Annotated in this window: 21 protein-coding genes; 12 read left to right on the forward strand and 9 right to left on the reverse strand. The window is 68.9% G+C overall.

The features are described from left to right. Positions 1-21: 21 nt before the first annotated feature. Together ACZ6Z4_RS10410 and ACZ6Z4_RS10415 are read right to left on the reverse strand one after the other, a co-directional pair. Positions 22-576, reverse strand: coding sequence for a GNAT family N-acetyltransferase (locus ACZ6Z4_RS10410; protein ID WP_465561090.1), 555 nt, complete (start codon positions 574-576; stop codon positions 22-24). A 42-nt stretch (positions 577-618) separates the two neighbouring features. Beyond that, entirely contained in the window at positions 619-1860 is a 1242-nt protein-coding gene (locus tag ACZ6Z4_RS10415) for an MFS transporter (RefSeq protein ID WP_465561093.1), read from the reverse strand. Positions 1861-1990: 130 nt separating this feature from the next. On the opposite strand from ACZ6Z4_RS10415, the gene ACZ6Z4_RS10420 reads away from it, so the two are divergent. Next, positions 1991-2941: a phosphotransferase family protein gene (locus tag ACZ6Z4_RS10420; protein ID WP_465561096.1), complete on the forward strand. Its 951-nt coding sequence runs from the start codon at positions 1991-1993 to the stop codon at positions 2939-2941. On the opposite strand, the gene ACZ6Z4_RS10425 is transcribed toward ACZ6Z4_RS10420, so the two are convergent. Then, on the reverse strand, positions 2903-3541 hold the full coding sequence (locus ACZ6Z4_RS10425; protein WP_465561099.1) for a TetR/AcrR family transcriptional regulator: 639 nt from the start codon (positions 3539-3541) through the stop codon (positions 2903-2905). The genes ACZ6Z4_RS10420 and ACZ6Z4_RS10425 overlap by 39 nt on opposite strands. A gap of 76 nt (positions 3542-3617) precedes the next feature. Here ACZ6Z4_RS10425 and ACZ6Z4_RS10430 point away from each other — a divergent pair, with 76 nt between their 5' ends. Next, positions 3618-4094 (forward strand): SRPBCC family protein, encoded by a 477-nt coding sequence (locus ACZ6Z4_RS10430; RefSeq protein ID WP_465561102.1) that lies wholly within the window; start codon positions 3618-3620, stop codon positions 4092-4094. Here ACZ6Z4_RS10430 and ACZ6Z4_RS10435 read toward each other — a convergent pair. Further along, positions 4084-4854, reverse strand: a complete 771-nt coding sequence (locus tag ACZ6Z4_RS10435) for a class I SAM-dependent methyltransferase (RefSeq protein ID WP_465561104.1) — start codon at positions 4852-4854, stop codon at positions 4084-4086. The genes ACZ6Z4_RS10430 and ACZ6Z4_RS10435 overlap by 11 nt on opposite strands. Positions 4855-5047: 193 nt before the next feature. On the opposite strand from ACZ6Z4_RS10435, the gene ACZ6Z4_RS10440 reads away from it, so the two are divergent. Next, the gene (locus ACZ6Z4_RS10440; protein WP_465561107.1) at positions 5048-5755 is read left to right on the forward strand and encodes a class I SAM-dependent methyltransferase; all 708 of its coding nucleotides are present in this window, start codon (positions 5048-5050) and stop codon (positions 5753-5755) included. Positions 5756-5859: 104 nt separating this feature from the next. On the opposite strand, the gene ACZ6Z4_RS10445 is transcribed toward ACZ6Z4_RS10440, so the two are convergent. Then, complete coding sequence (locus tag ACZ6Z4_RS10445) at positions 5860-6852, reverse strand: methyltransferase domain-containing protein (protein WP_465561110.1); 993 nt, start codon at positions 6850-6852, stop codon at positions 5860-5862. Positions 6853-7167: 315 nt separating this feature from the next. On the opposite strand from ACZ6Z4_RS10445, the gene ACZ6Z4_RS10450 reads away from it, so the two are divergent. Together ACZ6Z4_RS10450 and pyrH are read left to right on the forward strand one after the other, a co-directional pair. Next, positions 7168-8124, forward strand: a complete 957-nt coding sequence (locus ACZ6Z4_RS10450; RefSeq protein WP_465561112.1) for a tyrosine-type recombinase/integrase — start codon at positions 7168-7170, stop codon at positions 8122-8124. Between the two features lie 411 nt (positions 8125-8535). Continuing rightward, the gene (gene pyrH / locus ACZ6Z4_RS10455) at positions 8536-9225 is read left to right on the forward strand and encodes a UMP kinase (protein ID WP_465561116.1); all 690 of its coding nucleotides are present in this window, start codon (positions 8536-8538) and stop codon (positions 9223-9225) included. Here pyrH and ACZ6Z4_RS10460 read toward each other — a convergent pair. Further along, positions 9218-10024, reverse strand: coding sequence for an aminoglycoside phosphotransferase family protein (locus tag ACZ6Z4_RS10460; RefSeq protein ID WP_465561119.1), 807 nt, complete (start codon positions 10022-10024; stop codon positions 9218-9220). The genes pyrH and ACZ6Z4_RS10460 overlap by 8 nt on opposite strands. Further along, positions 10017-10385: a methyltransferase domain-containing protein gene (locus ACZ6Z4_RS10465; protein ID WP_465561122.1), complete on the reverse strand. Its 369-nt coding sequence runs from the start codon at positions 10383-10385 to the stop codon at positions 10017-10019. Before ACZ6Z4_RS10465 ends, ACZ6Z4_RS10460 begins: the two co-directional genes overlap by 8 nt. Positions 10386-10554: 169 nt before the next feature. Between ACZ6Z4_RS10465 and ACZ6Z4_RS10470 the strand changes: the two genes are divergently transcribed. Next, positions 10555-12537: a GTP-binding protein gene (locus ACZ6Z4_RS10470; RefSeq protein ID WP_465561124.1), complete on the forward strand. Its 1983-nt coding sequence runs from the start codon at positions 10555-10557 to the stop codon at positions 12535-12537. On the opposite strand, the gene ACZ6Z4_RS10475 is transcribed toward ACZ6Z4_RS10470, so the two are convergent. Continuing rightward, complete coding sequence (locus tag ACZ6Z4_RS10475; protein ID WP_465561127.1) at positions 12534-12938, reverse strand: VOC family protein; 405 nt, start codon at positions 12936-12938, stop codon at positions 12534-12536. The genes ACZ6Z4_RS10470 and ACZ6Z4_RS10475 overlap by 4 nt on opposite strands. Positions 12939-13040: 102 nt before the next feature. After that, positions 13041-13697 carry a TetR/AcrR family transcriptional regulator gene (locus ACZ6Z4_RS10480; protein WP_465561130.1) on the reverse strand — a complete coding sequence of 219 codons (657 nt, stop codon included), beginning with the start codon at positions 13695-13697 and terminating at the stop codon, positions 13041-13043. Positions 13698-14001: 304 nt separating this feature from the next. Between ACZ6Z4_RS10480 and ACZ6Z4_RS10485 the strand changes: the two genes are divergently transcribed. The 6 genes from ACZ6Z4_RS10485 to ACZ6Z4_RS10510 all read left to right on the forward strand — a co-directional run bounded on the left by ACZ6Z4_RS10485 (position 14002) and on the right by ACZ6Z4_RS10510 (position 25370). After that, entirely contained in the window at positions 14002-16476 is a 2475-nt protein-coding gene (locus ACZ6Z4_RS10485; protein WP_465561133.1) for a beta-glucosidase, read from the forward strand. 33 nt (positions 16477-16509) lie between these two features. Next, positions 16510-17751, forward strand: a complete 1242-nt coding sequence (locus tag ACZ6Z4_RS10490; RefSeq protein ID WP_465561135.1) for an ABC transporter substrate-binding protein — start codon at positions 16510-16512, stop codon at positions 17749-17751. Positions 17752-17756: 5 nt separating this feature from the next. Beyond that, positions 17757-18680 (forward strand): carbohydrate ABC transporter permease, encoded by a 924-nt coding sequence (locus tag ACZ6Z4_RS10495; protein ID WP_465561139.1) that lies wholly within the window; start codon positions 17757-17759, stop codon positions 18678-18680. Continuing rightward, positions 18677-19498 carry a carbohydrate ABC transporter permease gene (locus ACZ6Z4_RS10500; RefSeq protein ID WP_465561142.1) on the forward strand — a complete coding sequence of 274 codons (822 nt, stop codon included), beginning with the start codon at positions 18677-18679 and terminating at the stop codon, positions 19496-19498. The genes ACZ6Z4_RS10495 and ACZ6Z4_RS10500 overlap by 4 nt, the downstream gene beginning before the upstream one ends. Next, positions 19495-21309, forward strand: coding sequence for a beta-galactosidase (locus ACZ6Z4_RS10505; RefSeq protein ID WP_465561145.1), 1815 nt, complete (start codon positions 19495-19497; stop codon positions 21307-21309). The genes ACZ6Z4_RS10500 and ACZ6Z4_RS10505 overlap by 4 nt, the downstream gene beginning before the upstream one ends. A gap of 140 nt (positions 21310-21449) precedes the next feature. Continuing rightward, on the forward strand, positions 21450-25370 hold the full coding sequence (locus tag ACZ6Z4_RS10510; protein WP_465561148.1) for a carbohydrate-binding protein: 3921 nt from the start codon (positions 21450-21452) through the stop codon (positions 25368-25370). Positions 25371-25400: the final 30 nt, after the last annotated feature.

Genomic DNA, 25400 nt, shown 5'->3' on the forward strand with positions numbered 1-25400 from the left:
ATGCCCACCGCAAGAGGTCTCTCAGCGTGACGCGGTCCATTCCCGCCGCAGCAACCCGTAGACCCACGAGTCCGACACGTCACCGTTCACGATGCAGTCCTCGCGCAGCGTGCCCTCGCGGACGAAACCGAGCTTCTCCAGCACCCGCGCCGACCCGAGGTTGCGGGTGTCGGCCTCGGCCTGCACCCGGTTCAGGTCGAGGGTGCCGAACGCCCAAGCCAGTACGGCGCCCGCCGCCTCGGTGGCGTAGCCGTGACCCCACGACGACTCGGTGTAGCAGTAGCCGAGCGAGGCGCTGCGGAACTCCGGGTTCCAGCTGGTGAAGCTGCACCAGCCGATGAACGTGTCGTCGTCGGCGAGGTCCACCGCCAGCCGGATACCGGTGCCGTCGGCCACCATCTGGTGGCAGGCCGCGACGAACTTCGCCGGCCGCTCGCGGTCGGTCCACGGCGGCGAGTCCCAGTAGCGCAGGACGTGCGCGTCGCTGTGCAGCGCCCAGAGCGCGTCGGCGTCGGACTCGGCGAACGCGCGGAGCCGGAGCCGGTCGGTGCGCAGCGTGGGGGAGAGGAAGGACATGCCCCAACCCAACCGCCGCGGCAGGCTGCTGGCAACGGAGTTTCAGACGGTCTGGGGGAGGCGGCGCAGTGATCGCAGTGGGCTGAGCAGCGCGAACGTCGTACCGATCAGCATGATCACGCTGCTGATCACCAGCGTCGCGCGCAGTCCGAGCAGGCCGCCGAGTGTTCCGCCGAGCAAGGCGCCGATCGGCTGCATGCCGAAGACGAGGAACCGCCAGGTCGCCTGCGTCCGGGCCAGCAACTCGGGGCCGATCAGGACCTGGCGGATGGTGACCTGGTTGATGCCGTAGAGCGTCGGGCCGGTGCCGCGGAGGAGCTGGGAGAGCACGACCACGGCGTACACGAGCGCGGTTGGTCCGGTGGCTGCGGCCAGCACGAGGCCGGCCAGGCTCGACAAGGTCATGCCGAGGACGAAGGTGGGGCCGCTGCCGAGACGGTCAGTGACCGGTACGCCGACGGAGGCACCGACGATGCCTGCGAGTCCGGAAACGGCCAGGACGACTCCGACCAGGCCGGGCGAGAGCTGCAGATCACGCACGAGGAAGAGGACGACGATCACCGCCTGCATCTGACCGGCCAGCGCGCCGACCGTGGCGGCGATCGTGGTTGCGCGGAGTACGGGATGTTCGACGACGGCACGGACGCCGGCCCAGATTCCCCTGCCAAGGGACTCTTTGGGGCGATCGACGGTGCCGGAGGTGATGCTGATGCGTGCTTTGGCCGCCGCCGACAGGAGGAACGTGCCGGCGTCCACCGCGATCGCGACCGGCGCGGTGAGGATCTGCACGAGGAGGCCGCCGAGAGCGTTGCCGCTGGTCGACACCACGGAGTTGCTGAGCGCGAAGGCACTGTTCGCCGCGAGAAGCTCGTGCCGAGGGAGCAGCAGCGGAGCGAACGACTGGGCGGCGATCGCGGAGAACAGAGCACAAGTGCCGGTCACCAGTACGACGGCGTACAGCTGCCAGATCCTCAGCAGGCCGGTCACGGCCAGGATCGGGATCGCGGCGAGCGCGGCGGCGGCCAGGAGATCGGTCGCGACGATCACGCGGCGGTACGGCAACCGGTCGACCCAGACTCCGGCCGGCAGTCCCAGCACGAAATGCGGCAAGAACGACGCGGCGCCCAATAGACCCATCTGCACCGGCGACGCACCCAGTACGACGACCGCCGTCAACGGCAGCGCCACCGACGTCACGCTCGAGCCCAGCAGCGACACCGAGCTGCCACCGAACAGCCGGCGAAAGTCGGGGTACTCCCGGAAGAAGCGCCACTGAGCTTTCACTGGCTCCAGCATGACCGCGACGAGCTGGTCCCGCTCGGACAGCGCGCGTCGTTTCGCTATCTGCGGAAATGCGGTGCCGCCCGGCGGAAATGCGGTGCGGCGGCCGGTTCGCGGGCTCTAGATTGCGGCCGTGGATCTTTCGTTTCTCGGGGAGCCGGTCGGGCCCGCGGTACGGGTGCACGGCGGGTACGCCAACCGGATGTACCGGCTCGACACCGACCAGGGGTCGTTCGCGGTGAAGGAACTGAACGTCGTCGACCGGCGCTGGGCCTACCGGGTCGACGACGTGTTCCGGTTCGAGAAGGCAGCGTTCGCGGCCGGCGTACCGATGCCGGAGCCGGTCGCTGCTGACGAGACCACGCTGGTGCACCGGTGGGTCGAGGGCGAGAAGGTGCCGGAGGCACCGGTTTCGGCGGCGTACGGGTTCGAGGTCGGGGAGATCCTGGCGCGGATTCATCGGCTCGATGTCGAGTGGCCCGACGAGGCTGTGGAAGAGCCGGCGCCGGGGGATTGGGACGAGCTCGCTGTGCAGGCCGTGGCGACCGGGCAGCCGTGGGCCGACGAGTTGGCTTCGCGGGTGGAGACGTTCCAGGCGATCGCTCAGTTCGTCGAGACCTGTCCGCGGCCGGGGCCCGTCGTACTGACACACAAGGACATCCAGCCGTGGAACCTGCTCGCGCGCGACGGGCGCCCGGTCGTGATCGACTGGGAGCTGTCGGGGAAGCTCGATCTGTCCGGTGAGCTGGGGTCGACAGCGCTGAGCCTGTGCAAGGGACCTGGCTTCGACGACATTCAGCCGGAGATCTTCCGCGCGGTTCTCGACGGGTACGTCGCCGGCGGGGGAGAGCTGCCCGAGCCGGGGCCGAGTTGGTTCGTGTATCTGATCGGCGGCTGGCTTGGCCACACGAGGTGGAACGTTCTGCGCTGCCTGGCCGGCGTCGAGGCGAGCACCGGGCCTGAGCTGGCGCTGTCGCAGGAGTCCGCGGGCAACGGGATCCGCGGGTTGCCCGAGCTGTTCGATCGCCTTCCGGAGTTGGAGAGGCTAGTCGCGGCGCTTGGTACGGGTGCCCTGGACCAGTAGGTCGAGGCTCCACTCGAAATAGTCGTCGTGCTCGCGGCATCGCGCCAGCGCCGCGGCCGCCGCGACCACTCGCGGATAGCGGTCCTGGGGGAGAGCCGCCAGTTCGTCCTGCTTGGAGAGGTGGGTCGCTGTGCCGGTCTGCGCCGGGTCGGACGCGGCCAGGGCGATCACTGAGCAGATCAGGAACGTGCCGGTCTCGGCCGCACGATGCGGCGCGTAGCCGGCTTCCTCGAGCAGGCCCAGGATCCGCTCGGCGATCGTCAGGCCCTCCTCGGCGCTGAGGATCCGGCGGAGGGTGAGACCCGCGACCTCCGGATGCGGGCGGATCGCCTCCAGGAACGCGTCGAGGATGGCGCGCAGCTCGCGATCCCACTCGGTGTCCGGCTGGGGGAGTTCGACCTGCTCGAGCAGGCGGTCGGCGAGGGCGTCCAGCAGGCCGTCCTTGTCGGTGAAGTGCCAGTAGAGCGCCATCGGCGTGACGCTGAAGTCCTGCCCGAGGCGGCGGATCGTGACCGCCTGCAGGCCCTCGCGGTCGGCCAGCGCCAGGGCATGGGTCACGAACACGTCCTTGCTGAGCCGCGGCGGGCGAGTGGTCACCACGTGTCGATCGTACGGGATGGAGAATTTGCCTATACGGCGTATAGTGAAATCATCAGATCAATCAAAGGAGCAAGTGATGGGTGACAGGCGAGTGACCGAGCGCTCGATCGAGATCGGCGTGCCGCAGCAGACGGTCTTCGACTTCGTGACGGACTACACGAAGGACCCGCTGTGGCGGTCCGAGGCGACGTCGTTCGAGGTGGCGCAGCCGTTCGAGGTCGGGGCGTCCCTGGTCGAGCACGCGACGTTCGACGGGCGGTCGATGGCGACACGGCTGGTTCTGGTCGAGTACGACGCGCCGCGGCTGAGCCGGATCCGGACGGCGCCCGATTTCCCGACGTACCTGGAGAACACGCGGATCGTCGAGCCGATCACGGGGGAGACGTCGCGGTTCACCCACCGGCTGGAAGCAGATCCGGAGCTGTTGCGGTCGGTGCTGCCGGATCTGCCGCCGGTCGACGAGCTCGTCGCTTGGTACGGGGGACTGGTGGAGAGCTACCTGGCGAAGGTGAAGGTCCTCCTGGAGGAGCAGCTCCTCGGCGCTACTGGATGACCTTCGCGCGGCCGGCGACCACCAGGTAGTTGTCGTTCTCCGGGGCGAAGGTGGTGGACTGCAGCGTGAGCCCGACGGTCTGCAGGTGCGCCAGGAGGTCGTCGTACCGGTAGGGCCAGATGGACAACCGCTCCGAGGACGCTCGGACCGACCCATCCGGCCCTAGCTGGGCGACCACGATCTCGAGGAAGTGTTCATCCTCCCAGCGCTGCGCGATCTGCCAGTAGTAGCTGATGACCGCATCGCGGTCGTTGCGGCGGATCAGTCGGTCGCGGACGTCGACCCGTGAACCGGCGGAGCGCACCAGCTCCCAGTTGCGCGACGACAGGACAAGGCGTCCGCCAGGCTTCAGCAACCGCGACATCGCTTCCAGCGCGGTCTGGCGCCCGGCGGCGCCCTCCGCGTGCCCGAGCGAGTTGCCGACGCAGAACACCAGGTCGAACGTGGAGTCCTCCAGCTGCCCGGGCAGCTCGTCCCAGCTCGCGCGGAGGGCTCGAAGCGAGACACCGTGCTCACCGGCGAGCCCCGCCGTACGGCGAACCATCTGATCGCTGGCGTCGGTTGCGGTCACGTCAAGGCCGAGACCCGCAAGGCCGACGGCGAGCTGCCCGGTTCCACAGGCGCAGTCGAGGACGCGGGCGTTCGGCGGCAAGGAGTCGACGACATCGCTGGAGTACGCCGCGGCCGCGTCGGCCGGCGTCAACTTGTCGTCGCCGATCAGCCACTCGTACACGTCGGACAGCGCTCCATAGCCGGCCATCACGATCACCTCCGTCACTCGATGACACGCGGATCGGCCCGCGCGTCCTCCAGCAGGAGGGGATCACGACCAGCCTCCGAAACTCCATCGGATTTCCCGCGCCGGGTGATGGAACCGTGTGCGGAGCGGTCTGGTCGGGGCGCTAGGTTGAATGGCTGTCCGTGCCTACCTGTCGTCGGAGAGGTGTGACCGCATGTCCACGATCAGCAACTCAGAGGCGATCGCAGCCTGGTCGGCGCTGCCGATTGACGCGATTGAGGCGTACGACGATCAGGGCGACTTTCCCAAGCGCCATCTGCTGAATGCGAACCTGCTCCGAATGCTGGGGCCTGTCGACGGTCGGAAAGTCCTCGATGCAGGCAGTGGCGAAGGCTATTTGAGTCGGCTGTTGGCCGACGGGGGAGCTGAGGTGGTTGGCGTGGAGCCGGCTGCCGCACTGCTGGCGCGCGCTCAGAAGCTGGAGCAGGAGCGGCGTCAGGGGATCAGGTTCGTGCATGCTGATCTCTCGATGTTGCCGGAGGTCGGTCAGCCGTTCGATGCGGTGGTCTGCAGCATGGTGCTGCTCGCCATACCGGCCTGGCGGCCGGCGATGGCGGCATGCGTCGGCGCGCTGAAGCCGGGCGGCCGGTTCGTGTTCTCGATCAATCATCCGGCGTTCGAGAATCTCTACTCGACGTGGCGGGATCACGGTCATTACCAACTTGATCGGTACTTCGATGAGTACGAGATGACAGGAGGCCGTGCACCTGACTTCCATCGCCCGCTGTCGGCCTACCTCAACGAGGTCATCGGTCTCGGGTGCCGAGTGACTGAAGTGTGCGAGCCGAGACTGGACCCACAGGTCGCACGAGACACGGAATCGAAGCGATCGAGTCCTACGTCGCGCTGCCGAACTTCCTGATCATCAGCGCCGAACGTGACAGGTGAGCTATCTGGGGTAGTGGCTCCGCGGCTGCGGGCTGCTTCATCTGGTGGCGCGCCCTCCGCTAGTTGACATAATGTTCATTATCGGCGCAATACGACGATGCGGGGATGGAGGCCTGCGAGGCTCAGTTCGTGGACGTCTGCGGTCGTCCAGGCTGGGTGTCGGGTCAGTGTTGCGACCTGGTGGTTGTTGACGATCGCGACGACTGTGTCGATGCTGCGCCAGCTGTTGAGGTACGGCGTGAGGTCGCCGATGGACAGCCGGACATCCCAGGGTGGGTTCGTAAGGATTCTGTCGGCGGCGATCTGCGGGCGCTGGGCGTCGCCGAGTTGCCAGTGGATTCCGGTGGCGTTTCTCTGAGCGGCTCTGAGAGACGCCTCGGCGTGGTCGGTCCCGACGTACTGGGCGCCGGGTTCGAGCTGTTGGGCTTCCACGAGGATCGTGCCGGCGCCGCAGAATGGATCCAGGACAACTTGACCCGGCTTGATCGCTGCGAGCTGTGCCATGGCGGCGGCGACTGGTGGGTGCAGGCTGCCTGGGACGGTTTGGTGGCGCCAGGCGCGCCGGTGCAGCGGCGCTGGGAACGGGCGGATGCCGATGTGGGCTGAGGTGCCGTCCAGGATGACGCGCCAGTCGATCCGGGGTTCTGGTGGCTTGGTTGTACGGCGCGAGTGGTACGGCGTACCGGTGTGATCAGCGATGACTGCGCCGACCAGGTCTTCAACGTCGTACCGGTTGAAGGTGCGGCGGCCGGCGTACGAGGCGCTGACGGCGAACGGTTGTCGGTGCGGCCATGGGATCTCGAGGCTGCGTTGGAGCTGCTTGGTGAGCGTCGCGAGGGCGGATTTGGTGTGGCCGGGGTCGTCGAGCTGAGCGGCGAGCAGGAACAGGTCGTCGGCGATTCTCGGTGGATCGGTGAGGATCGATGTGGTGGCGTCGACGACGAGCTGGCGCTTGGAGATGTCGATCACGTGATGGCCGGCGGTGGTCAGCTCGGCGGCAGCCAGTTGCTCCAGGCCCGTGACGGTGCGCACGAGGACCCGGATCGACGCGCTGGAGCGCGTGGAGGGCATGGCGGTTCTTCCCGGTAGCTGTCGGGAACCGCCGAACGGCTGGATCCCGCCTCGCTAGCCGCGGGCGAACGCCTCGTACTGGCCAGCGGGACGCTAGGCCAGTCGGAAGAAACTGTACATACGGGTGATCGTGGCACAGGTGGGCGTCGGGGCGCCTGTGCTTTTCGGCGTCCTGCGGTAGGCGGTCCCCCAGGGGGTGTTGGCGGCCTCTTCTCCCCCTGTTCTGTCATGCATAATCACCATTATGCAGCAGTTATAGTTGCTCGTGGCAACGGCTTCGGAAACTGTCGGTGGGTGGCGGTATTAGTAGCGCTCATGAAGGTGCTCGAAGCTCAGGCCGCGTTCTTCGCCGCGCGGCGGCCGCGCAAGGACTCCCCGCACACCACCGACGCCTACCGTCGCGACCTGGCCGGGATCACTGCCCTGCTCACCGACTCCCCCGAGTCGTTCGAGGTCGACGAGCTGACGGCGTCAGCTTTGCGTACGGCGTTCGGTGCGTTCGCGGACGATCATGCGAAGAGCTCCGTACTGCGGGCGTGGTCGACGTGGAACCAGTTCCTCACCTTCTGCGTGTCCGACGGATTGCTCGCCGGGAACCCGATGGGCGCGGTCGCGCGACCGAAGACCCCTCCCCTGTCCCCCAAGCCGCTGCGTGGCGAGGACACTCCGGAGAAGCTGCTGAAGTCGGCGGCCGACGGTGATCGCCGGGCTCGCGATCCTTGGCCTGAACGCGATCTGCTGGTGATCGCGCTCGGCCTGGTCGCCGGGCTTCGCTCGGCCGAGATGCGCACGCTGACCGCCGACTCGCTCGCCGGCCGGCCCGGTGAGATGCGCTTGCACGTCCACGGCAAGGGCAGTCGAGATCGGTCGATCCCGGTGGAGCCGATCATGGAACGCATCATCGAGTCGTACGCCGACTCCTGCGATCGGCGTTTCCCGAGCCGGCGTACCACGCGGTCGACCAAGCTCTTGCTGGATCGCAATGGTGATCCGATCGGGCGGGGTGGGCTGGAGTACTTGGTGAAGTCTTGCTATCGGTGGGCTGGGCTCCATGACCGGGTTCCTGTCGGGGCCAATCTGCACGCTCTTCGGCATACGTTCGCTACGCGGCTCGCGGAGGACGGTGCCACGGCGTCGGAGATCATGGCGCTGCTGGGGCACGCGAGCCTTGCGACGAGTCAGAACTACATCGAAGCCACCGGGCGAGAGCGCCGGGCTGCCACCGCGAGCAACCGTACGTACCAGACGCTCGACAGAGTGCTCGACCCGTAGGGCTTTCTGGCTGGTCGCCGCATTCCCGCCGGGGCACGTTGTTTGAGCTTCTCGCCGCGGCCGGCCGAATGAGCGTTAGGTGGCGCCTGTGAGTTGGCGACGTGGGTGGGCCAGGTGCCGGTGTGCCGCTGTACGGGTGTGCGGGTAGGCGGTGGGCGGGTGGTGGTGGCGTGCCTCTGTGTGCCTGGGCGGTTGGAGTGGTGGCCGTTGGGTGAGTTCGACGGCGGCCGCGGGTGCTCCCCCGCTGGAGTGCGTCAGTTGCCGGGGGCGGGCGGGCGGACGAGCGGGCTGGTGCGGGGTGATCTGCCGGCGTTGGTGGGCGTGGAGGAACTGGGTCGTGATGCCGCCTGAGGTGCGGCAGAATGCGCCGCGACCGTGAGCTTGGAGGAGGTTGTGCTGAAGCGTCTTGTTGTGAAGTTGTCCGGAGCGGCGATTGCTGGGGACGGTGAGTTCGGGTTCAGCAGTGAGCGGTTGACGCACTTGGCCACCGAGGTGCTGGCGGCGCAGGCGACCGGAGTACAGGTGGCTGTGATCGTCGGTGGCGGCAATGTGTTTCGTGGGAATCGGGCCGAGGAGTGGGGTATCGATCGGGTCGAGGCGGACAACATCGGGATGTTGGGGACGGTGATCAACGCCGTGCTGCTGCGGGGGCGGATCGCGGCGCTGGGTGACGTGGACGTGCGGTTGATGACGGCGATTCCGATCGACAACCTGGCGGAGCCGTACATCCGGTTGCGGGCGATCCGGCATCTGGAGAAGGGGGCGATCGTGCTGCTCGGGTGTGGGAACGGGCAGCCGTTCACGACGACCGACTATCCGGCGGTGCAGCGGGCGGTGGAGCTCGGGGCCGATGGGTTGCTGGTCGCCAAGAACGGGGCCGACGGCATCTACGACGCGGACCCGAACAAGGTGCCGACGGCGCGGCGGTTCGAGCGGCTGGGGTATCAGGAGGTGATCGAGCGGGAGTTGCGGGTGATGGATCAGTCGGCGTTCATCCTGGCTCGGGATCACGGGCTGCCGTTGCATGTGTTCGACATCGACGCGGTGGGTGCGGCGGCGGCGATCTGTCGGGGTGAGCGGGTGGGGACGTTGGTCAGCTGAGGTAGTTCAGGTCTTCGGCGATGCGTTGAAGGTGGGTGTCGAACCAGTCGCCGTTGGCTTCGAGTTCGGCTCGGCAGACGATGGCTGACCAGAGAGCTCGGTAGAGGGCGAAGGTTCTCTGCAGGGCTGGGGTGAGGGTGAGGTTGTAGCCGTCGAGTACGGCGTGGGTGGCGGTGGGGCCGGCGATGGAGAAGCGGGCCAGGTCGTAGCGGGGGTCGCCGTACAGGGCGTCGCCCCAGTCGATGATGCCGGTGAGGGTGTTGTTGGCCGTGTAGAGGTGGCGGGGGTGGAGGTCGCCGTGGAGGAGGACCGGGTGGTGGGGTTCCAGGTCGGTGGCGTGGGTGTGGAGCAGGTCGATGAGCTGGGTGCGGTGCGCTTCTGGGAGCAGGCCGGCGGTGACCAGGCCGTCGAGTGCGTTCACCTCGGCGAGAAGGAAGCTGGACCAGGTGGTGTGGAGGGAGCCGGCGAGCGGGCCGTAGGCGTCGCCGGGTGATTGGTGGAGGGTGGCCAGGGTCTGGCCGGCTGCGGTGAGGACCTGTACGTCGGACGGGTCGACGGCGGTGCCGGGGACCTCGCGCAGGAGGAGCTGGTCGGTGTCGACGGCAACGACCTCGGGGGCCGGGACGCCGGCGTCGGTGGCCTGGCGGCAGGCTCGGGACTCGGCGACCACTCCGCGGCCGGACTTCAGGTAGTAGGTCTCCCCCGTGGTGCGGACGCGGAAGGTTTCGTTGCCTACGAAGCCTTGGGCGGGATCCAGGGACTTGATGGTTTCGGGGATGTGCCGGGACAGGTCAAGCATCGGTTCTCCGGGCCAGCAGGTACGCGTGCTCCTGCGGGATCTCCTCGTCGGCGGGGCGGGTGCCTTGGAACACGAAGGAGAACCCTGGGTAGTCGCGGCGGGCGACCTCGACCATGCCGGGTGAGAGGTCGACGCCGTACGGCGTGAGGCCGCGTCCCGCGAGGTACGGCGCGAGGCGGCCGGTGCCTGAGCCGATGTCGGCTACGTCGGCGCCCAGGGCGGCGCTGAGCACGTAGTCGCTGAAGAGGTCGAGCATCGCGCGCTCGGTCGGCATTCGGTCGAGGGCGCCGCGGACTGCCTCGACGTAGACCTCCGCGAGGGTGTCGTGGGCGGCGCGCAGTTCGTCGGTCTTCGAGTTCACCGGGCGAACCCTAGCGGCGGCCGCCGACAGCCGAAAACCGTTTGCCGCGGTCACCCGTGGCTGGTGTACTCCAAGGACTGTCCCGCAGCGAAGGAGTGCCGAGAGATGCGACCTCAGTTCATGTCCACCTCGTTCCGCACCCCCACCTGCACAAGGGACATGAAGCTGCGTGAAAGCACTGAACCTCGGAATTCTGGCGCATGTCGACGCCGGTAAGACCAGCCTGACCGAGCGGCTGCTGTACGCCGCCGGGGTCATCGACGCGGTCGGTAGCGTCGACGACGGCAGCACCCAGACCGACTCGCTCGCGCTCGAGCGGCAGCGTGGGATCACGATCAAGTCGGCCGTGGTCTCGTTCGCGCTCGGCGATCTCACCGTGAACCTGATCGACACCCCCGGCCACCCGGACTTCATCGCCGAGGTCGAACGGGTGCTCGGCGTGCTCGACGGCGCCGTGCTGGTGGTGTCGGCGGTCGAGGGTGTGCAGGCGCAGACCCGGATCCTGATGCGGACGCTGCAACGGTTGCGGATCCCGACGCTGATCTTCGTGAACAAGATCGACCGGGCGGGGGCTCGAAACGAGTCGCTCGTCGAGGAGCTCCGGGCGAAGCTGTCGCCGGATGTGGTGGCGATGGGGACGACCAACGCGATCGGGACCGCAGCGGCGGGCTTCACGCCGCAGCAAAGACCCGAAGGACTCGTCGACGTGCTCGCCGAGCACGATGAGCAGTTGCTGGCGGCGTACGTGGAGGACGAGAACGCGCTCTCCGACGACACGCTGAGGGTCGGGCTCGCCGAGCAGACGCGGCGGGCGGTGGTGCATCCGGTGTACTTCGGGTCGGCGATCACCGGCGCCGGGGTCGAGGCGTTGATCGACGGGATCCGGGAGTTGTTGCCTGCGCCGGAAGGAGATCTGGAGGCGCCGGTGGCCGGGTCGGTGTTCAAGGTCGAGCGCGGCGCGGCGGGTGAGAAGGTCGCGTACGTGCGGATGTTCAGCGGCGAGGTGCGGACGCGCGACCGGCTGCGGTTCCGTGGTGATCGGGAGGCGAAGGTCACGGCGATCAGCGTGTTCGACGGGGGTACGACGAGTACGCGGGCGAGCGTCGCGGCGGGGCAGATCGGGAAGCTGTGGGGGCTGGCGGAGGTCCGGATCGGCGACGAGCTCAGCACCACGTGCACCAGCGGTGAGAAGAGCAGGGAGAGCGCGTTCTTCGCTCCCCCGACGCTCGAGACCGTTGTGCTGCCGGCGAAAGCGTCCGATCGTGGGAACCTCCAGAGCGCGCTCTCCCAGCTCGCCGAGCAGGACCCGCTGATCAACCTGCGTCAGGACGACGTCCGCCAGGAGACCTCGGTCTCTCTCTACGGCGAGGTGCAGAAGGAGGTCATCCAGACCACCCTCGCCGCCGAGTACGGGCTCGACGTCGACTTCCGCGAGACCACCACGATCCACATCGAGCGCATCGACGGACCAGGCGCGGCGGTCGAGTTCAACAAGGTCGATCCGAACCCGTTCCTGGCGACCATCGGCCTCCGCGTCGAGCCGGCGCCACCAGGCGGAGGAGTCGACTTCGCCCTCGAGGTCGAGCTCGGGTCGATGCCGTACGCGTTCATCAAGGCGGTCGAGGAGACCGTCAAAGAGACGCTGCAGCAGGGATTGCGCGGCTGGGAGATCCCTGATGCCCGCGTCGTGATGACCCACTCGGGGTACTCAGCACGCCAGAGTCACGCCCACGCCGTCTTCGACAAGAGCATGTCGAGCACCGCCGGCGACTTCCGGCTGCTGACGCCGCTCGTCCTGACGACCGCGCTCCGCCAAGCCGGTACGACGGTGCACGAGCCGATGCACCGGTTCCAGCTGGAGCTCCCGACCGACACCGTCCGCGGTGTGCTGAGCGCCTTGGCCAAGCTGCGCGCGATCCCGCGGGTTCCCGCGCTCGACACCAACACGTCAGTGCTGGAGGGCGAGATCCCAGCGGCCGCGGTCTACCAGTTGGAGCAGCAACTTCCGGCGTTGACGAGGGGTGAGGGAGTGCTGGAGTCGGCGTTCGAGAGGTACCAGCCGGTGACCGGTGCGGTCCCGCGCAGGGAGCGCACCGATCACGATCCGCTGAACCGCAGGGAGTATCTGCTGCACGTGCTCCGGAGGGTCTAGACGAACAGGCAGAACGGGTGACCGGCCGGGTCGAGCAGGACCCGGACAGTCTCCTGCGGCTGGTACTCCGCGAGAACGGCGCCCTGGGCAACGGCGTGCTGCGTGGCCACGTCCAGGTCGTCGACCGCGATGTCCAGGTGCTGCGTCGCGTTCTGCGCGCCGGCGTCGGCCGGCCAGCGGGGTCGCTTCCACTGTTCCTCGTACTCGAAGTTCAGGGTGACCTCGCCGGATCCCTCGGCGGCGCGGATCTGGGCCCAGCCGTCGGCGGCCGGGTGTCCTTCGCGCGGTCCCTCGCTGGTCGTCACCGGCCGGCCGAGGAGCCGGGCGTAGAACACCGCGAGCGCCCGCGGGTCGGGCGCCATGATCGTCACCGAGGTGACCTGAAGACTCAGTCCGCTCATTGCCCAGACGCTACCAACGCCCACGGACAGTCCCGGCCGACTCTCAACCGCTGGAACAGCCGTCCACCAAGCGATCAGTCCGGTGTACGGCGACCGGTTGCGTCAGGCAATCACGTCGGCCGGCTTGGTCAGCTCCCGGACCAGCGCCCGGATGGTCAGATCGACCACCGCCCGCATGTTCACCGCGTCCTTGTCGAGCAGCCACTGCGTCTGCAGCCCGTCCATCGTCGCGATCACCGCCGAGGCCGCCCCGATCACCTCGGGATCGTCCATCGACCGATCCGTCGCATCCGCGACAGCACTCGTGATCATGTCCCGCAGCCCGGCGAACCGCCCGGCGAAGAAGTTCCGCGCCGGGTGCTTGTCGGTCACCGACTCCCCCAGCAGAACCGTGTAGGTCTGCACGATCCCCGGCCGCTTGCTGTTCTCCTCGGCGGTGTCCACCAGGTGCTCGAGCAGCGGCGCCCCACGCGGCGCGTGGTGTCCTTCGAGCTCGGCGACGTCGGCGTCGTCGCGGTACTCCAGCAGCGCGATCAGCAGCTGCTCCTTGGAGCCGAAGTGGTGCAGGACGCCGGCGTGCGTCATCCCGACCCGGTCCGCGATGTCCTGCAGCGAGCCGTTCGCGTAGCCGCGTTCGCCGAAGACCGTCATCGCCGCGTCGAGGATCTCCGCGCGGCGGCGGCCGGACCGTTTCTGCGGTCGTTGCGCCCGTCCGGCGCCCGACGCGGGCGGTGCCGGCCAGGTCTGCTCGTCGCTCATCCAAGACCTCCCGACCAGTCAGTAACCCTCGGCCCGAGCTTACGGCTCCGGCCCGATCGTCGCGCGCTCCCCCAGCACAGCCCGTGTCGGCCGCCGGCCCCCGCGCAGCCTCCCAGATCACCCTCCGCGACCGAAATCCGGCCTGGGAAGCCGTTTTCCTGACCGCATGCAATCAGATCAACTTTCTGAGCGGTAAGTAACGTTACCAAACAGTGATCTTTCAAGAACTTGCAAACCAGTAAGTAAGTCCTGCTTACTGTGCAGGACACGGCCCGGAACCACGCGGGCCGCAGGAGGAGAACCGATGACCGTTCAGACCGATCTCCACGGCACCGCCGGGAGCCACGGTGGTCCGTACCGCAGCCGCGTCACCCTGCTGACCGGCGCGACGTCCTGGACCCTGCACGCGCTCCCCGAGCGGATGCTGCGCCCGATCGTCGTCTCGGACGGCCCGATCGGCGTCCGCGGTGTCGACGAGGACACCCGCCCGTCGGCGCAGCTGCCGAGCCCGACCGCGCTGGCCGCCACCTGGGACCCGGCGCTGATCGCGCGGCTCGGCACGCTGATCGCCGGCGAGGCCCGCCGCAAGCGCGTCGACGTGGTCCTCTCCCCCGTGGTGAACCTCCAGCGCACCCCGTACGGCGGCCGCCACTTCGAGGCGTTCTCCGAGGACCCGCTGCTGACCGGCACGATCGCCGCGGAGTTCATCCGCGCGGTGCAGGCGCGTGGTGTCGCGGTCTGCGTGAAGCACTTCCTCGGCAACGAGTCCGAGACCGAGCGCACGTCGTACCTGGCGAAGATCGGTGAGCGGGCGCTGCGCGAGGTGTACCTGGCGCCGTTCGAGAAGGCGGTCCGCGAGGCCGGCGTGTGGAGCGTGATGGCCGCCTACAACGGCATCGACGACGGTTACGAGGCCTCGCCGGCGACCGAGCACTCGCGGCTCCTGAACGACGTTCTCAAGGGCGAGTGGGGTTTCGACGGCGTCGTGATCAGCGACTGGCTGGCGACTTCCTCGACGGTCGAGTCGGCGCTCGGCGGGCTCGACCTAGTGATGCCCGGTCCGGGCGGTCCGTGGGCCGAGGGGCTGGAGAAGGCGGTCGAGGAGGGACTCGTCCCGGAGTCCCTCCTCGACGACAAGGTCGACCGGATCGTCCGGCTCGGCACCCGCGTCGGAGCCGTCCCCGGTACGCCGGTCAGCGTCGACGCCGTCCAGCGGAACCTCCCGGTCATGCAGTCCACCCGCGAGCTGCTCCGCGAGACCGTCGCCCGCTCGATGGTTGTTCTGGGCAACAACGGGCTGCTCCCCCTGCCGGTCTCCACGGTCGGCACGGTCGCGCTGATCGGCCCGAACGCGCTCGACCCGTTCGTCCAGGGCGGCGGCAGCGCGTTCGTGACCGCGCCGTACCTGGCCTCGGTGCAGCAGGCGCTCCAGGACGTCCTCCCGTACGCCGTGGTCACGGCGGACCGCGGCACCTCGGCGTACGCGCACGCCCGGCCGATCGATCCGAGCCTGGTGACCACGCCGGACGGCGACCCGGGCTACTCGCTCACCTTCGTCGACGAGCACGACGTGCCGGTCGGCGAGGAGCGGATCGTCCCGGCCGACGAGAGCTGGAACCGGGAGGCGCCGCTCGGCGCGACCCGCGCCCGGATCCGCGCGGTCGTCACGCTGGACCGGCCGGGCGATCACCGGATCGGGGTCGGCGTCTCCGGGGCGCACACGATCCGTTTCGACGGCGAGGTCGCCTCGACGTCGACCACCTGGGCCGACCACGACGTCATCCTCGACTCGTCGGCCAACCACCCGAACGGCCCGGCGGCCGTCCTGTCCTCTGACGGCGGCCGCCGGGTAACCATCGAGTCCAACCAGCAGGTCGTCGACGCCGGTGCCTACGGCCGGTTCGTCCGGTTCCTGCTCCGCCACGACCTGCCCGGGCTGCCGCCCGACGAGGAGATCGAGCGGGCAGTCGCGGTCGCACAGGCCGCCGACACCGCGATCGTTGTCGTCGGCACCAACGAGGAGACCGAGTCCGAAGGCTGGGACCGGCGCGACCTCCAGCTGCCCGGGCGGCAGAACGAGCTGGTCGAGCGCGTGATCGCGGCCAACCCGCGCACAGTGGTGGTTGTGAACGCAGGTGCTCCCGTGATCCTCCCCTGGCTCGACAGCGCCGCCGCGGTCCTGTGGTGGTGGCTGCCGGGTCAGGAGGCCGGCAACGGCTTGGCGGACGCGCTGCTCGGGGTGACCGAGCCGAGCGGCCGCCTGCCGTGGACGCTGCCCGCGGCCGAGGCCGACGTACCGGTGAAGGAGACGACGCCGGTGGACGGCGTGCTCGACTACACCGAGGGCATCGACATCGGCTACCGCGGCTGGGAACGCCTCGACCGTACGCCGGCGCGCGAGTTCGGCTTCGGCCTGGGCTACGGCACCTGGCAGTACGACGGCATCGAGCTCCACGGCGGACCGGACGACCTCGTCGTCCAGGTCGCCCTCACGAACACCGGCTCCCGTCAGGCGCGGGAAGTCGTGCAGGTCTACCTCGAGGCACCGGACTCGCCGGTCGAGCGCCCGGTGCGCTGGCTGGCCGGTTTCGCGGCCGCCGAGCTCGCCGCGGGCGAGTCGGCGACGCTGCGGGTCCCGGTCGGGCGCCGTGCTCTCGAGACCTGGAACGTCGCACAGCACCGCTGGGAGATCCCCGAGGGGCGCTACGTGTTCCGCGCGGGCAGGTCCAGCCGTGATCTGCGGCTGTCCGCGACCGCATCCCTCAAGGACGCAGGCTGAGCGGCCGGTCCCAACCCAAGGAGGTACCAGGAAATGAACCGAACCGGAAAGCGGCTGACGGCGCTGGCCGCCGTGCCGCTGCTGCTCGCGGCGTTCGCCGCCTGCGGGTCGTCGGACGACTCGTCCGGCGGTAAGGCCGGCGAGAAGGTGGAGATCACCTTCCAGGAGCAGTTCAGCGACGCCGAGACGGCCCAGTTCGAGAAGCAACTGGCGAGCTTCTCGCAGGCCAACCCGAACATCACGGTGAAGCTGGTCCGTGACAACGACAAGAGCTACTACGACAAGCTGACCACGCAGATCGCCGGGGGCAAGGGGCCGGACGTCGTCCGGGTCGAGCCGCCGCGCGCGACGCAGTTCATCGCGTCGGGCTGGGCGCTGCCGCTGGACGACACCGTCCAGGCCAAGGAGTACTTCCCGGCCAGCCTCGAGCCGATCACCAAGGACGGCAAGCTGTACGGCGTACCGGCGGACCTGTCGGCGCTGGCGCTGTTCTACCGCACCGATCTGCTCAGCGCCGCCGGCATCAGCACCCCGCCGGCGACCTGGGACGAGTTCAGCGCCGCGGCGAAGAAGCTCACGAACGGCAAGGTGAAGGGCGCCGGTCTGTTCGGTGGCTGGGGCGGCTTCGAGTTCTACCCGTGGCTGTGGCAGTCGGGCGCGGACGTGCTGGACAAGGACCAGAAGACGGCCGTGTTCAACTCGCCGGAGGCGGTGAAGGCGCTGCAGCTGTGGGTCGACCTGCAGAAGGACGCGATGCCGGCCGGGATGGCGAGCGCGACCGAGGACGACCTGAAGGGCCCGTTCGTGTCCGGCACGCTGGGCATGATGACGTCGGGTCCGTGGATGATCCCGTCGCTGAAGTCGGCCGGGATCGACGGCAAGTGGGCGGTCGCGCCGCTGCCGAAGGACCAGCAGGAGGCGACGGTTCTCGGTGGGCTCGATCTGCTGGTGCTGAAGAACAGCAAGCACGCCGACGCCGCGAAGACGTTCGTGAAGTGGCTGATGGACGACGCGGTGCAGAAGGAGTGGGCGAGCGCGCTCGGCTACATCCCGGTCAAGACCGCCCTGTACGACGACCCGGTGTTCAAGGACGACAAGTACGTGAGCGCGTTCTCCGCGGTCCTGCAGCAGGCGCGGTCGCGCCCGTCGGTCCCGCAGGCCGGTGACATCGACACCGCGCTGGGCAACGCCGTCCAGGCGGCGCTGTCGGGCAAGAAGTCGCCGAAGGACGCGCTCGACGAGGCCGTCGAGGCGTCGAACAAGGCGCTGCAATGACCTCTGTGACACCAGCTCTCGCGGGTGGGGCCCACCGGTCCCACCCGCGGAGGCGGCGCCGCCGGGAGGCGCTCGCGCCGTACCTGTTCCTGGCTCCGGCGCTGCTCGCGGTCGCCGCGTTCGTCGTGTACCCGATCGGCACGGTCGCCGTGCAGAGCCTGTTCGACGTGAACCCGGTCAAGCACGAGGGCTGGGAGTTCGTCGGGGTCGAGAACTACACCCAGGCGTTCGGTGACCACCAGGTCTGGTCGGTGTTCGGCAACAGCGTGATCTGGACGGTGGGGTCGGTGGCCCTGCAGCTCGTGGTCGCGATGGCCGGAGCCCTGCTCCTGCAGCAGCTGGCCGGGGCCCGGATCCTGCGCGCGATCTTCGTGCTGCCGTGGGCGACGCCCGTGGTCGTCGGTGCGCTGGCCTGGAAGTTGCTGTACCAACCGGACTACGGGCTGATCAACCAGCTGCTCGGCGTGTTCGGTCTGTCGGGTCTGCAGGAGGCCTGGCTGTCCAACCCGAACACCGCGCTGGCCGCGGTGGTCATGGCGAACGTCTGGCGGGGCTTCCCGTTCATCATGGTCCTGCTGATCGCCGGGATGGCCTCCATCCCCGGTGAGGTCTACGAGGCCGCGGGGGTGGACGGGGCGTCCTGGACGCAGACCTTCCTCCGGATCACCGTGCCGCTGCTGAAGCCGATGCTGATGACCAGCACGCTGCTGGCGCTGATCTGGACCTTCAACAACTTCAGCTCGATCTACGTGATGACCGGCGGTGGGCCGGCCGGCTCCACCGACATCCTCACCACGTTCGTCTACAAGAGCGCGTTCTCCAGCTTCGACTTCGGCTACGCCTCGGCGCTGTCGATGATCCTGTTCGCGATCGTCGGCGCCGGCTCGGCCGTCTACATCCGTGCGTTCGGCAAGGAGGCGCTGTCGTGAGGCCGAAGCGCCTGCTGCTCTGGCTGGGGGCCGTGATCCTGGCGGTCTTCGCGCTGCTGCCGATGCTGGGGATCGTCGCGGACGCGTTCAAGACCCGTGAGGAGCTGTACCAGAGTCCGCACGCGCTGCTGCCGTCGCACCCGACGTTCGAGAACTTCACGTACGTCGTGAGCCGCGGCAACTTCGTCGCCTGGCTGGGCAACTCGCTGCTGGTCAGCGTGTGCACGGTCGCGATCGGGATCCTGATCGGCGTGATGGCGGGCTACGCGCTGTCGCGGTACCAGTTCCGCGGCCGGCTGGCGATCGTGGTCGGGCTGCTGGCCACCCAGATGTTCCCGTCGGTGCTGCTGATCATCCCGTTGTTCAGCATCGTGTCGAAGCTGAACCTGATCGACACGCCCTGGGCGCTGGTGCTGGCCCAGGTGAGCGCGTCCGCGCCGCTCGGGGCGTGGCTGATGAAGACCGCGTTCGACCAGGTCCCGAAGGAGATCGACGAGGCGGCCCGGATCGACGGCGCCGGCCAGTTCGGGGCGATGTGGTACGCCGCGCTGCCCGCGGCGCGGCCCGGTGTGGTTGCTGCCGGCATCTTCATCTTCATCGGGTCCTGGGAGGAGTTCACGTTCGCGCTGACGTTCACCAACAGCGACGAGCACCGGACGCTGCCGGTGGGCCTGTCGCAGCTGTCGAGCGCGTACGAGGTGTCGTGGAACCAGCTCGCGGCGATGTCGATCCTGGTCGCCATCCCGAGCATCGTCCTGTTCAGCGTCATTCAGAAGTGGCTGGTCGCGGGCAACGCGGCGGGAGGGGTGAAGGGATGAGCACGGTCACCGTGGCCGGCGGTCTGCTCCGGGTCGGCCGGGACGAGCTCCCGCTGATCGCCGGGGAGATCCAGTTCTGGCGGATGGAGCCGGAGACCTGGGAGCCCGCTGTGCGGGCCGCCCGGGCGGCCGGCGTGACGCTGATCAGCAGCTACCTGTCCTGGCGGCGGCACGAGCCGGAGCAGGGCCGGCTGGACTTCACCGGGCGCGACGACCCGCGGCTCGACGTACGGCGGTTCCTGCGGATCTGCGCCGACGCCGGTACGCTGGTGCAGCTCAAGCCCGGGCCGTGGATCTGTGCCGAGGAGCCCGGCGGGGGTTATCCCGACTGGTTGCTGGAGCGCACCGAGCTGCTGGTCCGCGACGACCAGGGCGAGATCGTGCTCGGGTACAACCCGCCGTTCCAGCACCCGATGCCGAGCTACGCCGACGAGCGCTACCTGTCCGTGGTCGAGGACTGGTTCGCCGCGGTCTGGGAGGCGATCGGCGACCAGGTGCACCCGCACGGTCCGGTCGTCGCGCTGCAGCTCGACAACGAGCCGAGTCTCTGCTTCCAGGACTCGCTCTACGGCTCGGACTACAGCGAGGCCTCGGTCACGGCGTACCGGGAGTGGATGCGCGATCGGCACGGCGACACCGGCACCGTCTGGCCGCCGCGCCGGCCGAGCCTCGACGGGCCGCCGTCGGCGCAGAGCCTCGAGGACTGGATCGCCTTCAAGACCGCCTCGACCACGCGCTACCTGGCGACGCTGAAGGCCATGCACGAGAAGCTCGGCGGCCAGGACCTGCTGTACACGGTGAACCTGGTGACGCATCCCGTGCACGACGTCCCGGTCGCGCACTCCGCCGTACGGCGTGAGGTCGGCGCGGCGACCGGCGAGGACCACTACTACATCCCGCCGCTCGACACCGCCGACATCCACCGCCTCGCGCGCTCGGCCGCGACGGCCCGGGCGGCCGGGGAACCGCTCCCGTGGATCCCCGAGCTGCAGGCCGGGATCTGGCGCTCCCCCGGCGAGCTCGTCGAGTACCCCGACCCGACGCCGCTGGAGCAGGAGGTCTGGTGGGGTGCGGCGGTCGCGCTCGGCTTCGCCGGGTTCAACCTCTACATGCTCGGCAACCGGGAGAACTGGGAGCTCGCGCCGCTGGAGAACGACGGCCGCCGGTCGGATTTCTTCGCGCCGATCGACCAGCTCGTCGGCCTGGCGCACCGGCGGCCCGAGGCGCTCACCGCGCCGGTCGTCCCGAGCGTGGTGGTCGCGTGGCACCGGCCCGACGCGCACGCGGCGTACTCGGTGACCGGGACGTCGCGGCTGCCCGACGTCGACTGGTACGACGAGGAGACGGCGGCGCCGTACCGGCTCTGGGAGCGGACGCTGCTGCAACTCACCGAGCGCGGGATGCCGTACGACCTGTGGGACACCGCGACGGAGCTGACGTCGCCGGTCGGGGTCCCGGTCGTGATCCCGCCGCGCTGCGGTGTCGACCCCGACCAGGTGGCGCGGTTGCGGGCCGAAGGCCGCACCGTCATCGAGGTCACCGATCAGCTGCCGGCCCTCCCCTCGCCCGCGCTGATCGGACCGGGCGGGCGGATCCCGAACACCCTGATCGGGATCCGCCCGCTGCCCGGGGAGCTGATCGTCCACGTCGTGCACTGGGGTGACGGCTTCGACGACTCCCTGCTCTACCTGCCCGGCGTACCGAACGGGACGCTGACCGACCTCACGTCTCCGCAGTCCACCCTGTTCCGTTTCGAGCACGCACCGCTGAAGCTCGTCCCCGGCCACCGCGTGTACGCCGTCACGGCCTGACCCCGCAGCACTCCGTCCGCCAGAGCGCCGAAGCGCTCCGGCTGCTCCGCTCTGCCCTGTTTCGCAGTCACCCACGTTGATAGTCAGCCTCACTGACTATAGTCACAGCCCGCTCCGGCGGGCCCGCCACTGGGAGGACCATGAAGTCACGATGGGTGGTCGCCGCCTCGGCAACCATCGCAGTCTCCGCAGCTCCACTGATCGCCCCCACGTCCCCAGCCCCGGCCTACGCCGCCCCGACCGGTACGCCGGTCGCGGTCACGGCGACCTCACTGGCCGGCGACCAGCTCACCGCGAAGGGCGGGCTGAACTTCACCGCGCTCTCGACCGTGCCGGACGTCCGGGTCGACGCGACCCGGCAGTTCCAGCCGATCGAGGGCTACGGCGCGACCTTCAACGAGGCCGGCTGGGACACGCTGAACAAGCCGAACGTCAGCTCGGCCCAGCGCACCCAGGTGATGTCGAAGCTGTTCAACCCGACCTCCGGCGCCGGGTTCACGATCGCCCGCACCCCGATCGGGTCCAGCGACTTCGCGCTGACCCACTACTCCTACGACGAGACCGCCGGCAACGTCGACGACTTCGCGCTGAGCAACTTCTCGGTCGCCCACGACGACGCCAACCTGGTGCCCTACATCCAGGCCGCCAAGGCCCAGGGCGCCTTCCGCCTGATGGCCTCGCCGTGGACGGCGCCCGGCTGGATGAAGGACAACAAGTCGCTGCTCGGCCAGAACCCGCTGATGCCCGGCGTGCTGCCCTACCTGGTCAAGCCGTCGGTCAACCCGCAGTACTACACGGCCTACGCCAACTACTTCCAGAAGTACGTCGCGGCCTACGCGGCCCGGGGCATCACCATCGACGACGTGTCGGTGCAGAACGAGCCGGAGAACCCGGCGGCGTTCGAGGCGACCAAGTGGGACTTCGACCAGATGTCCGACTTCGTCGGCAACTACCTCGGCCCGAGGTTCGCCGCGACCTCGACGAACACCAAGATCCGGATCTACGAGCACAACCAGGACCACTGGTACTACCCGGCCGACATGCTCCTCGACGCGGCCACCCGCGAGTACACCGGCGGTGTCGACTTCCACCCCTACGAGTGCGACTTCGGCCCGGCCGGCAACCGCCCGTACTGCGTCAACGGCAACGTGAACTTCCTCGAGCAGGTGAAACCCGGCTACTCGACCTGGATGAGCGAGCACACCGACCTCGGTCAGGCCGAGCCGGACAACTACATCCGCGACGAGAAGTGGGGTCGCGAACTGGTGGCCCAGACCAACGGCGGCCGGAACGCCTACATCTACTGGAACATGGTGCTGGACCAGAACGGTGGCCCGGTGACGCCGCTCAGCGCGCCGCAGGAGCCGCTGGTCGAGGTCGACACCAGCACGAACCCGGCGACGATCTCGTACCTGCCGAAGTACTACCAGCTCGGCCAGTTCTCGAAGTTCGTCAAGCCCGGCGCGCACCGGATCGCCGCCGAGGGCGGCAAGACCGGGTCGACCGTCGTCCAGACCGCGTTCGAGAACCCCGACGGGCAGCGGGTGCTGGTCGTGGTGAACAGCGGGCCGCAGCAGAACCTCACGGTCGGCGAGGACTCGGCCGGTTTCACCGCCACGCTCGCGGAGCACTCGACCACGACGTTCACCTGGAGCGGCGCCCGGACGTCGTACGCGATCGACGCCGGTGCGACCACCGGGTCGACCGACCACTCGGGCACCAAGTTCGATGCTGACGGCAACTTCACCGGCGGCTCGATCGCCAGTACGTCGGCCGCGATCGCGAACACGCCGGACGACGCGCTGTACCAGAAGACCCGCGACGGGAACTTCAGCTACGCGCTCACCGTGCCGAACGGGCGCTACCGGGTGACGCTGCAGCTCAGCGACAACACCTCCACCGGCGTCAACCAGCGCAAGTTCCAGCTGGCCGCGGAGGGCACGACGCTCCCCGACGTCATCGATCCGTGGGCCCTGGCCATGGGCGGCAAGACCGCGACGAGCAGCAAACCGGTCGAGGTGGCCGTCACCGACGGCACGCTCAACCTGTCCACGGTCGCGGTGACCGGGACACCGACCGTCGCGGGGATCATGGTGAACCCGCTGCCGGCCGTCGGGCAGCCGTTCAAGTCCACGGCCGTCGGGGCCGCCGGGTTCTCGCCGCTGAACACCGGGGTGCTCCCGGGCACGCTGTTCGGGGCCGACTACAACGACGGCGGCCAGGGTGCCGGGTACCAGATCGCGACCCGGACGATGTCGAACGTGTACCGGGACAAGGGCGTCAACACGGTGACCTCGACCGGGGACGGTGACTTCCCGACCGCGCCGGGCATCAACAACCTCGCCACCGGTGACCGGGTCAACTACACCGCGAACGTGCTCAGCGGCGGCAACTTCGACGTGCACGCCCGGGTCTCGTCGACCGTGAGCGCGCAGTTCCGGGTCGAGCTCGACGGGGTGTCGCTCGGGTCGCAGAGCTTCGCGAGCACCGGCGGTGGCTGGAGCACGATGTCGCTGTACGGCAAGCAGATCCCGGCCGGCGTGCACACGCTGACCTTCGTGGTCGAGTCCGGGACCGTCGCGCTGCACTACCTGGAAGGTTCCCGCGTCAACGAGATCGCCGCGGGCGCGGTGATCGAGGCCGAGGACTACGGGCCGGGCGGCTACGACACCGGGGCCAAGGACTCCAAGGGGTTCAACGACAACGCGACGTACCAGGGGCTCCCGCTGTACGGCTACTACCGCGGCGGTGACGTCGACCTCGAGCCCAGCTCGTCCGACGGCACCAAGCTGGAGAACTACGACATCGGCAACACCGAGAACGGGGAGTGGCTGCGCTACGACTTCTACACGCCGAACGCCGCGTCGTACACGATCAGTGCGCGGGTGGCCAGCGAGTTCACCTCCGGGCGGATCAGGTACGCCGTCGACCACCCGACCAATGTCGCGAACGTGGTCAGCCCGGCGCAACTCACGGTGCCGAACACCGGAGGCTGGCAGACCTGGATCGACATCGCCCAGCCGGTGAACCTGCCGGCCGGTGCGCACGCGCTGTACGTCCGGATCGAGACCGGCGGGTTCAACTTCGACCGGCTCACGATCACCCCGACCGGTCAGGGCTGGGCCAAGACGGTCAACCTCGGCGACAACTTCTCCGCCGGGCCGGGTGTGACGCAGTCGTCGTCGCCGAACTCGCGCGGCTACGTGAAGTCGGGGACGACGGTGACGATCAAGTGCGAGCGGGCGCGCTGGAACCAGGTCCAGTACCTGGCCGACACGCAGGGCCGGCGGGACACGACGTACGACGCGTCCTGCCCGGGTGACAAGAGCGAGAGCATCGCGAACGCGACCAACCCGACCGGGACGACCAGCACCGACGGCGACGAGATCGCCGAGGCGGCCAACGGGTACTCCGGCGGAGCCCCCGGCACCGGCGCCCTTGGTTCCGGCACTGACACGGTCACGGTCACGATCGGCGCCAACGACACCTACACGTCGACCGACACGCTGTGGACGGGCACGGTGCTCGGGCAGATGACGGCCTGCATCGCGCTCACGACCTGCGTGGACTCCGGTGGCAACCCGACCAACCACGGTCCGCGGGCCGGTGACATCTCGGCGACCGACACCACGCGCAACCTGCGCGCGGTCGTCGACCGGATCCGCGCGTACGCGCCGTCGGCGAAGATCCGGTTCGTCAGCTACCCGTCGGTCTTCGGCACCGGTTCGAGCGTCTCCTGCTCGGGCGGTACGGCGGCCTCCGGCAGCAAGCCGGACACGCGGTACAACCTGCAGACCAACGAGACGCAGTACCTGCAGGGCCTGCTGAACGCGCTCACCACGGCGCAGCAGACCGCACTCGGCAACATCCGTACGGCGCTCGGCCTGAGCACGACGCAGCTCAGCCTGGTCGACATCCGCACCGACTCGCAGTCGCACGGGGTCTGTGCACCGCTCAACCAGCGCTGGGTCGCGATCGGCGACGACACCTCGGCGGCCGTGCTGACGCCGAACCTGTCGATGTTCGCCCTGGAGGCGAGGAAGGTGAAGGGCACGCTCTGAGTTGACCGCGCTCGGCCGGGGTGGCGTTGC

It is taken from the genome of Kribbella sp. NPDC104740, from assembly GCF_055583505.1.